This is a genomic window from Bradyrhizobium hereditatis, from assembly GCF_020329435.1.
Taxonomy (GTDB): domain Bacteria; phylum Pseudomonadota; class Alphaproteobacteria; order Rhizobiales; family Xanthobacteraceae; genus Bradyrhizobium; species Bradyrhizobium hereditatis.
Map to the genome: position 1 here is coordinate 35,726 of NZ_JAGKJK010000029.1, position 8,769 is coordinate 44,494.

An 8,769-nucleotide genomic window follows, 5' to 3' on the forward strand; every position below is an offset into this window, starting at 1 on the left:
CGCTAGATCTGAGCGTACTGCTGAGTATGCGGCCTGGGCGACGGCGATGCGCGTTCGCCTTGCCGATCCGTGATATATACTAGCCGCCATGTCGGATGCCCTGACTTTAGAGGAGCAGGAGGGCCTTGCTCATCGCAACGCAACCAGAATCGAGAGGTGCAACTTGCGCAACTTTGCATTGGAGAAAGCCGCGCAAATCGAATTTCGCGGTGTCACCAAGCTGTACGGGCCGATCGCTGCCGTCGACAACCCCTCGCTGACGGTTCACCGCGGTGAGTTTCTGACTATTCTCGGTCCAAGCGGTTCCGGCAAGACCACAACGCTGATGTTGCTAGCCGGATTCGTAGCGCCTAATACGGGCGACATTTTGATCGGCGGCAAATCCGTTGCTGCGGTCCCATCCTATAGGCGCGACCAAGGCATTGTTTTCCAGAGTTACGCGCTGTTTCCGCACCTCAGTGTGCGTCGGAACCTCGAATTTCCCCTCGAGATGCGGGGCATAAAGTTCACCGAGAGGGCGAAACGGGTCGAGCGCATCCTTAAACGCGTGCGCCTCAATGATTTGGGCGATCGCATGCCGTCGCAACTGAGCGGTGGGCAGCAACAGCGCGTGGCGCTTGCCCGCGCACTGATCGCCGATCCTCCTATCCTTTTGCTCGACGAGCCGCTTGGTGCACTCGATCGCAATCTGCGTGAGCAGATGCAGGTCGAGCTCAAGGGTTTGCACAAAGAGTTCGGCATTACGACTGTCTGCGTCACGCACGATCAGGATGAGGCGCTCACGCTTTCAGATCGTATTATCGTCATGCGCGAAGGGCGGATTGAAGAGGCCGACGCGCCGGAGGTTCTCTACGACCGGCCGGCAACACGCTTCGTAGCGAAGTTCCTGGGTGAGGCTAACATTATCGAAGACTCAGGATTCAAGATCCATTCCGATACGACGCAGCCGTCCGGCACCTTGCCCATGCTTCGGCCGGAGCGGATCTGTATTGCGGCTCCCGCAGCGCCAAAGCGTGCCGATGCGGACCAGAGACAGTACGTTACCGGTACCGTGGCGGACATGATCTATGCCGGCCCGCTCCGGAAATACCATGTGCACGTCGGGAGCAGCCTGTTTGTCGTGCGCGAGCATGTCGCCTCAGGTCAGCAGATCTTCCGATCCGGCGACGAAGTGCGGCTGGAATGGCTCCGGTCCGACGTCCGTTTCGTCGCTACGTGAGGCGCCAAGAAGGCGAAGCGAATGAATACGCTGCAAAAACTTGTCCGAATGCCAATCTGGCTCACCCTGCCAGCCTTCGCTATCCTGCTCGACGTCTTTGGCATACCGATCGTTTTGCTGTTTTTGAACAGCCTGAATGCGCCGACTTTCTCGATCGCGAACTATCAAGCATTTTTCGGCCAAGCGGCGAATGTCCGCGTGCTCTTGCAGACGATTGAGGTAAGCGTGGTGGCCACCGCCATCTGCTTCATCGTCGGCTACCCCACAGCTTATCTGATCACCGCCGCTTCGAAGAGCGTGCGCACGGCGCTCCTGGTGTTCGTTGCCATCCTCTATCTGACGAGCCTGCTGGTGCGCACATACGCGTGGATCGTGATCCTCGGTGACGGCGGTATGGTGAACAACATGCTACTCGAATTCGGGCTAATCTCCAACCCGCTGCCGCTGATTTACAACCGGTTGGCCGTTTATGTGGGGATGGTACACATCATGCTCCCAGTGATGATTCTGCCTCTGGTCAGCGTCATGCTCGGCATCGACAAGTCGCTGATGTCAGCAACCCGCAGCATGGGGGCTCGCCCGCTTGCCGCATTCTGGCGGGTATTCTTCCCGCTCAGCCTGCCCGGCGTGCGCAGCGGCTCGTTGCTGGTCTTCGTGCTCTGCCTCGGCTTCTCTATCACACCAGCGGCCCTCGGCGGATTGCGTGACGCAATGCTGTCAACGTTCATCGCGAGTCAGGTCGAGACCTCTTTCAATGTCGCAAGTGTTGCAGCCTCAGCCTTTATCCTCTTGGCCGTTGCCGCAGCTATGCTCGCCATTTTCGGGCTCGACTTTTCCAGTACGCAGGGCCGCCCGGCGGGACCGGCGCGGGCGTATTGGTGGAACTGGCTACTCTCAATGTCCACACTTGCACGTTATCTCAATCAGCTTGCCACTCCATATCGAGCGAAGCGCTGGACCGCTAAGCTCTACCAAGCCGCGAGCAGCGGCCGCTGGTCGCAGATTATCGGAGCCGTGTTTGTCGTGTTCGTCATCTTCTACCTACTGTTTCCGAGCGTCCTGGTAATCATCATGTCGTTCAGCGCTGGGCCATCTCTCCAATTCCCGCCTTCAGGCCTGTCGCTGCAGTGGTACCGTTCCTTCTTTGGCGAGCCATCCTGGACCGGCGCGGCATGGACCAGCATCCAGATCGGCATTGCGGTCACTATCTTATCGACTATCGTCGGGACACTCGCGGCCTATGGCCTGAACCGTACCTTTCCGCGGCTGCGCAGCTCCCTCACCATGGCTATCCTTGGCCGATCACCTTGCCGAGTATTGTCGTCGGCATCGCGGCTTATCTCGGATTGCTCAAGCTTGGATTGAACGGTACGAAAACTGGCATTGCTCTGACGCACAGCCTCGGTGCCATCGGCTACGTCGTAGTGATCGTCTCAGCGACTCTTGCGAACTTCGACCGGCGCCTGGAGCAGGCGGCGAAAAGTATGCGCGCTGGCCCAATGCAGACCTTTAGAAGGGTAACGCTGCCGCTGATCCGGCCAGGCATCATCGGTGGGGCTCTGTTTGCGTTCCTCCACTCTTTCGATGAGGTCGTCAAATCGTCGCTGATCAGGGGATTCTCGATCCGCACCCTGCCACTGAAGATGTGGGAGAACATGCGACACGAGATCGACCCGACGATCGCAGCAGTGGTGTCGCTGCTGATGCTTCTGCCGGTGCTCTGGCTGATCGTTCTCTACATCACCTGGTGGCGATCGAGGCCGACAGTTTCGGGCGGGCTTCGAGGGGCCACGACTTGAGGCTCGCGGGAGATCGAAAGCGCTCTGTTTTATGTCCAGCGAGAGATGGTCTCGGTGCCTCTTGATGTTAAGGGATATCGAAACCATGGATGGTGAACTGTTCAAACTTCCATGCGCTTCGCGGGCACCACAGCACAATCGACTTCCCTCTCTTCCGTCGTACTGCCGGCACTCGCCAGCACACACTAAGCGCGGCTTTCAACCGTTGAGGGTAGCGGGCTATCGTCGGTCCAGCAGTTAACGATTATATAGCCATCTCTGCTTCTCCCGAGGAGCCGAGGCTGCCTGCGCATGAAAAATTCATACAATCCGCTTCAGGCACAGAATTTCGGAGTTGCAAGCCTCTCCATAAGGGAATTTCTCCGTCTGGAGCTTGCTAATATTTATTACAAAGAGATGAACAACCAAAGCTGAGAAGCCACTGTCTCACCGATAGGTTTCATCTCCAAACCAGCAGCACAATGATTGGGCATGCGATCTGCACCGGGGGCAAATCGATGGAGTTTGGTGCTTGGCCTCATGTGGGGGGTGATCTTGCGTCTACACGGCGGGGCGCCTCGGCGTTCTTCGACAGCCTGCCGTCCGAGGCGGACAGCGCGGAAACGGGTCGTCAGGACTGGGCCGCGACATGGATAACCACCGGCGATGCTTATTGCCGCCTTGCTGACCTCAACACTGGCAAACGAGCCTTCGGTGCGGCCACGGAGGCGTGGCTTTGCGCGCTAACAGCCTTCGAAATTGCCAGGAGGCTACTTGCTAACGATGATCGAGACAGTGCAGACGTTTCAGCCAAAGTCGAGGCCGGCGTTCAGAGGTTCGGATTAGCTCTCGGCCACACGGTCGAGAGCGTGCAAATTACGTGCTGCGATCACGTCGAACTGTCTGCCTACTGTTTGCCTGCTGGCACTTCCCATTTATGCGCCCCGGCAGTCATTTGCATCAGCAGCGAAGAAGAAAACAGAGCGACGCTGCTCGGCAGGCTCTTGCCTGTTGTGATTGGTCGGGGAATGTCCGTCCTTGTTGTCTCTCACGAGGACGTCGCAAATCATTCTCGCGGCGAATCGGAAATCTTATTGTCTCTTTGTTTAGATCATTTGTCGGCTCGGCCTGACGTCGATGCCAGTCGAATCGCCGTTTATGGAGATGGATTATCGGCTGCCTTAGCTACCGATTTCGCCGCGTATGACAGCCGGGTCGCTGCGGCGGTTTGCGACGCTGGCATTTGGAATTGGACGCGGACTCGAGGATCCATTGGCTGGATGACGAGCACCCAAGATGACGCAGATGAGGACGTGGTGGCGGCGTGTCGCTCACGATTAGCACGACAATTGATTTGTCCAATACTCGTCGTAGCCGGTGGGCGCGGGATTGTCAGCATCTCAGAGGCCGTCAAACTACAGGCGGATTGTATGGCGGCGGGCATCGATTTGGATTTGGCTATGGCTCAGATCATTCAAGGCGGTCCCGGGGGGGAGGTGGACAACTTCGTGACCTCAGACGAAAGCATCTTCAGATGGTTGGAGAAAAAGCTCAGCGCTGCAGCTGCATAGCTAATCCGTTAAGAAGCCCTGAGGGAATAGAGCATCCACGGCGCTCGACCATCGTTGGACAAACCGGGATTCGATTGAGCCCCTGCCTTGAGCTTTCGGCCCTCTGCCGCCTTTGTCGCTGTAGAGGCTGCGCGATCGATCTTGTCGTTGCATCAGATCGTGCTTTCACGTTGACAATCCAGCCTGGCGAATAGATCTCCGCCCATCGCTCCACTCCGCGGCGAAAACGGAAACTCAATCCACCGCTCGCACCAGGAACTCCACCCCGCGGGACGACTAACGATTGCTGGTGACGACCATTACGACCGAATTACAACGAAAAATCGCGGTGCAGCCCTTGCTCTGGTCCACCGCTAAGTCACTCGTCAATGTGCTCGCTTTGCCAAGCTTGTTTCGAAGGCGTAGCGAGTGATCGCTGAACTGCTCGACGTCGGTTCAGACGTTGGCTGCAGACAAAGGGGGCCATCCTTGAATGGTTTAAACGGTGAGGCTTAGCCGCTCTGGTCCATTCCCGCCTACAATACGCCTATATTAAGCTTTTGCGATGCCAACCGGGTATTCTTGGCGATCGAGGTTAGCCGTTTATTGAGGTAGTCAAGCGACGCCTCATCTAAACCGTCCAATAATGTGGAGTTGAGGGCCTCTCTCTTGATCGCCAGTTTCGAAATTTCTGCACAGGCTTTTTGAGTTAAGGACATTTGGACGAACCTGGCATCATCGAGCGATGGTTCGCGTGCCAGAAACTCCATTGTTTCTAGCTTCTTCGTTTGGTTGGTGACAAACGCCGGATGGATTCGCAGTTTGCCTGCGACCGCTATCCCCGAGACACCGCGACCCTCATCGAGTTCGTCGATAGCCATTAGGATCAACCACTGTGGCTCGGTTAGTCCCAAGAGTTGGGCCCAGCTCTTGTGTATTTCCTCAAGTTGGGAATGGATTTCGACAATGTTCCAGATGAAGTCCCTAACGGCTCTATCGATTTTTTGTTTGTCAGCCATGTTTAGTGATTCCGCCTAACTTGGGCCTGCAGCTTCCCTGACCGCCCCGAGAGAGGTATCCGGGTTAAGTCGATGGGGAAAGGCTGCTCGTGCATAGCCATCATGTAATAAATCAATTGACAGATACAATTAATTAAGCTAGCGTCTGCACAGATGGCTGGAAGGCTCGTCAGCGATCATGTTCTAATCTCCAAGGAGAACCTCCAGGATGCCCCCTGGGGGTTCTTTTGTATGAGGCTGCCGCACTTGTGGCAGAAAAGCAACGTTTTCTGGCCGATATGTAATTATTGTCATTAATTAATTGCGACAATTGATGTCGCGAATTAGATCTTGGACTGACGGAGAGGGGGCGCCTCGACGTCGTCCGTCAAGCACCCGCCCAGTAGGTGAGGCTAGCAGCGGCGGATCTTTGAAGGACGGAAACGACGTTTCCAACTTGGAGGTTCATCCATGAAACTGACGAAGAGTATTATGCTCGCATCTGCGACAATGTTTGCTAGCGCGGGAGTGCAGGCGGCCGATCTTCCCGTGAAGGCCAAGGCAGTCGAGTACGTGAAGATCTGCTCGCTGTATGGTGCCGGCTTCTATTACATCCCCGGAAGCGACACCTGCATCAAGCTGGGTGGTTACGTGCGCGCCACGACCGTGGTGGGCACCAACGGCGTCTGGGGTGCCGCCACCGGCGGCGTCGCTGGCGCGCGCAACCGCCTCAGCAACTACTACACGGCTCAATCACGTTTCGACTTCAACGTCGATACGCGCACGGTCACGGAATATGGTGTCCTTCGCACGTACGCTGAGCTGGCCTTCACCTGGACCGCGGGCGGCTATAATGGTGCCGGTACAACGGCCGTTAATGGCGCGACGGCCTATAGCGGCACCAACCCCGCAGGAAGCGGTAGCGGCCAGATTTCCGGGGGTAACCTCAGTATCTACTACGCGTTCATCCAGTTCGCTGGTTTCACCTTCGGTAGAGCGCAGTCGCAGTTCTCCTCTCCCTGGACCAACTATCCAGGGAACAGCTTCGATGGCCTGCCGGGCGGCGGCGGCTGGGAAGCTGTCAATCAATTCGCCTATACCGCCGAGTTAGGGAACGGCATCGCGCTCAGCTTCTCGGCCGAGGACCAGGTCACCCGATATACGACCAACATTTGGAACGTAAGCAGCGCGACGGCAGCGGGTCTGGCCACGGGTACCTACGGTGCCGGTGACATCGGCGGTACGCGAACTCCAGACCTCGTCGCGGCGCTTCGAGTTGACCAAGCCTGGGGTCTTTTCCAGGCGTCGGTCGCCGCGCATAACAACCACGCCGGCTACTATGGCGTTGCCGAAACGACCGGCCATCCTGACGACAAATGGGGCTGGGCTGGACAGCTGGCGTTGTCGATCAAAAACATCCCGACTGGTGAGCGTGATACGATCAACGTCCAGGGCGTGTATACCAACGGGGCAAGCAGTTACAACTTCCACCCTTATACGGCGTACACTTACGCAATGTACGGCAGTACGGGTCTGGGAGGAGCTTACCAGAGCGTCGGCCTTGCCGGTGTCTCTGATTCCGTCTTCGTTACCGGGTCTGACCAGCAGTTGACCACGACCTACGGCTTCAACGGCGCTTATACCCACAACTGGAATCCATTTTGGAACACGGCCGTCTACGGTGCCTGGGCTGCTGTCCGTTACAATAGCACGGCCAAGGGCTACATTTGCGGCGCGTTCGTCGGAACGCTTGCCCTTTCAAGCGGTGCTGCCGGCTGCAACCCTGATTTCAACTATTCGGTTGTTGGTCTGATCACGCGCTGGACCCCAGTCAAGAATATGACCTTCTCGGCGGATATCGCTTACGTGATGCTAGACCAGAAGTATGCGAGCGGTAGTACTGTGAACCTGCCGGTGCAGGCTGGCATTGCCAAACCAGCGGCTACTTATGAGCTGAAGGACCAGAACAGCCTCCAGATGATGCTCCGCGTTCAGCGGAACTGGTGAGTCTGCCTTAAAACAGCGGAAGGAGAAAACCGAACTGCTCTTGTAAACCTCCAAGAAGGCCTCCGGCATGCCCGCCGGGGGCTTTTTCGTGACACCTGTTGACCCTAACAGTCCTTGGACTGCGAGGATACAGCACGAGCATCGCGAGCCAAATTTACTCGGACTACGCGCTCCTGATTGCGAAGGCTGTTAGGCAGATCACACGCGGCTTCAAAGGGCGCGACCTTGTACCACCGGTGCTCCGTTTCGCTCCATGCCGAGCTGTACTCTGAAGAAGACGATCCAGCGGCTGATCAGTTCGGTTTGGAAAACATATGGAATGCACGATCGTCAGCCGGAATCGGATGTCGCCCGCCAGCTTCGCGTCATCGCGGACGGAGAGCTCCCTCGATTCAGGGCGCCCGAGCAGTTTCAAATGAGCTCGTCTATCTCAGTCCGGTTTTCTTCTGGCACGCCGGGTTGCATCCCACGATGACCCGCTGACGAAAAAAGAAAATGACTTGCAAATACACAATTGGCGAGGCAGCGGAATCAGATCACAACCTCCTGGCCATGCCTGACGAGTTGCTTAAGTCGCGATCAGGTCTCGGCAACTTAAGCGCGAGGCCCATCCAGTTCGCCGACGGTGGAGGACACGACATCGTCCTTCAGGCGAGCGCTGGATGTCCGTGCGTTTGAAGTTGCCGTCTTTCTGCTGGATGATGCAGCGTTCGCTATCGCCGTGGTACCGAAGCGCGGATTAAGAACAGACATGTTTTGTGCAAGATTTGAGGGGCGATGCTGAAGTGGACCCCGGATTTTGGACCGGCGGCTTAGGTGGTGCGGATGCCGTTCCGTTTTGATAAACGGAGCGGACCATGAAGAAGACGAGACGGAAAATCGATGCGGCGCTGAAAGCAAAGATCGCCTTGGAGGCGCTGCGAGAACAATCAACGGTGACGGATCTGGCGCAGCGCTACCAGGTGCATGTGAACCAGATTTATGCGTGGAAGAAGCAGCTTCAGGATCAAGCGGTTCGTGCGTTCGACGCGGGCACTGGTCGGGATGGCGAGGTGGCCCACGAACTGGAGGTCGAGAAGCTCCACGCCAAGATCGGACAATTGACGGTCGAGCGAGATTTCTTAGCCAGGAGGTCCGAAAGATGAGCGCGCCGGATCGCCAAGGATTGCTTCAGCGCGATCATGAGAGTCTATCGATCCGCCGGCAATGCCAACTGC

The 8,769-nt window shown here is 56.9% G+C and carries 7 protein-coding genes; 6 read left to right on the forward strand and 1 reads right to left on the reverse strand.

The features are described from left to right. The first annotated feature begins 163 nt into the window (after positions 1 to 163). From J6524_RS35460 to J6524_RS35475, 4 genes are all read left to right on the forward strand, one after another. Positions 164 to 1,219 (forward strand): ABC transporter ATP-binding protein, encoded by a 1,056-nt coding sequence (locus J6524_RS35460; RefSeq protein ID WP_225678516.1) that lies wholly within the window; start codon positions 164 to 166, stop codon positions 1,217 to 1,219. Between the two features lie 21 nt (positions 1,220 to 1,240). Continuing rightward, a complete protein-coding gene (locus J6524_RS35465) occupies positions 1,241 to 2,584 on the forward strand; it encodes an ABC transporter permease subunit (protein ID WP_225678517.1) in 1,344 nt (447 codons plus the stop codon). After that, entirely contained in the window at positions 2,581 to 3,018 is a 438-nt protein-coding gene (locus J6524_RS35470; protein ID WP_249789783.1) for an ABC transporter permease, read from the forward strand. Before J6524_RS35465 ends, J6524_RS35470 begins: the two co-directional genes overlap by 4 nt. Before the next feature lie 497 nt (positions 3,019 to 3,515). Beyond that, entirely contained in the window at positions 3,516 to 4,568 is a 1,053-nt protein-coding gene (locus J6524_RS35475; protein ID WP_225678519.1) for an alpha/beta hydrolase family protein, read from the forward strand. Between the two features lie 515 nt (positions 4,569 to 5,083). On the opposite strand, the gene J6524_RS35480 is transcribed toward J6524_RS35475, so the two are convergent. Continuing rightward, positions 5,084 to 5,566, reverse strand: coding sequence for a MarR family winged helix-turn-helix transcriptional regulator (locus J6524_RS35480; RefSeq protein ID WP_225678520.1), 483 nt, complete (start codon positions 5,564 to 5,566; stop codon positions 5,084 to 5,086). Between the two features lie 450 nt (positions 5,567 to 6,016). Between J6524_RS35480 and J6524_RS35485 the strand changes: the two genes are divergently transcribed. Beyond that, positions 6,017 to 7,552, forward strand: coding sequence for a porin (locus J6524_RS35485; RefSeq protein WP_225678521.1), 1,536 nt, complete (start codon positions 6,017 to 6,019; stop codon positions 7,550 to 7,552). 857 nt (positions 7,553 to 8,409) lie between these two features. After that, complete coding sequence (locus J6524_RS35490; protein WP_225678522.1) at positions 8,410 to 8,697, forward strand: transposase; 288 nt, start codon at positions 8,410 to 8,412, stop codon at positions 8,695 to 8,697. Positions 8,698 to 8,769: the final 72 nt, after the last annotated feature.

Coding starts and splice junctions, on each gene's coding strand:
- J6524_RS35475 (WP_225678519.1), top strand. CDS start 3,516: ATGGAGTTTGGTGCTTGGCCTCATGTGGGGGGTGATCTTGCGTCTACA.
- J6524_RS35465 (WP_225678517.1), top strand. CDS start 1,241: ATGAATACGCTGCAAAAACTTGTCCGAATGCCAATCTGGCTCACCCTG.
- J6524_RS35480 (WP_225678520.1), bottom strand. CDS start 5,566: ATGGCTGACAAACAAAAAATCGATAGAGCCGTTAGGGACTTCATCTGG.
- J6524_RS35490 (WP_225678522.1), top strand. CDS start 8,410: ATGAAGAAGACGAGACGGAAAATCGATGCGGCGCTGAAAGCAAAGATC.
- J6524_RS35485 (WP_225678521.1), top strand. CDS start 6,017: ATGAAACTGACGAAGAGTATTATGCTCGCATCTGCGACAATGTTTGCT.